Genomic DNA, 1,521 nt, shown 5'->3' on the forward strand with positions numbered 1-1,521 from the left:
AGCGTCCCGGTGCTTGCCCATCACGGGGTCTTCATCCTGACGGGCCTTACCGCTGAAGCCTGGCCCGGCAGGCTCTGGGAGTCGCCCCTGCTGAAGGACGATCACAAGGAGGCAATTCACGATAACCTCGAAACAGGGCTTTCGCCCTCCCATCTCCCTCTGCTGAAGGAAAAGAGAACCCAGCGCGAAGCGCTGTTGTTGAGGATGATCGCATCGGCCGATGAACTCTGCATAGGTTCCCGACCAAACCAGGACGATTCGGGAAGGCCCCTCCAGTCCTCGGCCTTCATCACGTCGACCCTGAGCGGGACACGGCCCTGGATAGTCGAAGTCGGCGGGGAACCTCCCCTTTCGAGATCGATGAAGGACGTCATCCCCGGCGAGGGCGACCCCGTCGTTGAAGGCATCGAGGCCAGGATCTCCGATCCCCCCTATAGGCCCCCGAGATTTTTCGAAATCCCCCCGCCGACGCCCTGGCCCGAAGGATTGGCGAAAAGGGTCCAGGTGAGCGGGATAGACACCTGGGGTGATTGTCCCTTCAAGTACTACGCCGAAAAAGTCCTTCGTATTGAAAGACTGCGTCCCTGGGGTTTCGACGCCGCCAGGGCGGGCAATGTCGCCCACGCCCTCTGGGAAAAGGCCTGGTCGGTAAGGATGACCACGGAGGAAAACCTGGCGACCCTAGCGAGAAAGCACTGGGATGCCGCCCTTTCGGAGCAGTACCCGGAACTGGCGCAATTCCCCGCGCGCCTCGAGCTGTTCAGGGAGCAGGCCTTCAGGATGGCCGCCTTCCAGCAGGAGATGGACGAGGCGGGCCTAGCCGCGGCAAGGACATTCCAGGAAAGGGAGCAACTCCTTGAAGCGGAGATCGACGGAGTGCTCTTCCGGGGAAGGTTCGACCGCATCGACCACCTGAAGGACGGTTCGGCCCTGGTCTTCGACTACAAGACGGGAAGGGCAAGGAGCCTGGGCAGTTCGCTCCAGCTGCCCGCCTACGCCGTGATGCTCCAGGAGATGAGGAACATACCCGTCTCGGGCTATGCCTACCTGACCCAGAAGGACTGCTCCATCACGGGGCGCCTCGAAAAACCCGTCCCGGAAGTGCTTTCCGGGTGGGGAAAGTTACCGGCCAAGGGACTCGGTGAAGCAACCTCCCGAGTGGAAACAGCACTCTCGGAAATGGCCAAGGCCGTCAAAGACAGCACCTTCCCACCGAACTACTCCAACGACAAGGTCTGCCGGTATTGCGACTTCCAGGACCTCTGCCGGAGGAAGGAATCTCCCAGGGTCGCCCAGGGTGAGGAAGATGGAAAGGACGACTGAAATCTTCACCAGGTACCTCGAGAAAAAAGCCTGTCTTGAATCGGGGCAGACCAGGGCCATCATGCGCGACGGGCCCCTGGTGGTCGTCAGTGCCGGTGCCGGTACGGGAAAGACGCTGACCCTTTCCTGGAGGTTCGTCCGCCTGGTGGCCGTGGACAGGGTGCCCCTGGACCGGATACTGACCATAACCTTCACCGA

2 protein-coding genes are annotated in these 1,521 nt (G+C 61.4%); both read left to right on the forward strand.

Annotated features, from left to right (window positions below; translation table 11 throughout):
• The coding region (locus tag GX108_08520; protein NLO57065.1) for a PD-(D/E)XK nuclease family protein at positions 1 to 1,323 on the forward strand (1,323 nt) is incomplete at its 5' end.
• On the forward strand, positions 1,307 to 1,521 hold a 215-nt coding region (locus tag GX108_08525; GenBank protein ID NLO57066.1), incomplete at its 3' end, for a UvrD-helicase domain-containing protein. The genes GX108_08520 and GX108_08525, both read left to right, overlap by 17 nt.

Origin of the sequence: Thermovirga sp. (assembly GCA_012523215.1) — a bacterium.
Lineage (GTDB): Bacteria > Synergistota > Synergistia > Synergistales > Thermovirgaceae > 58-81.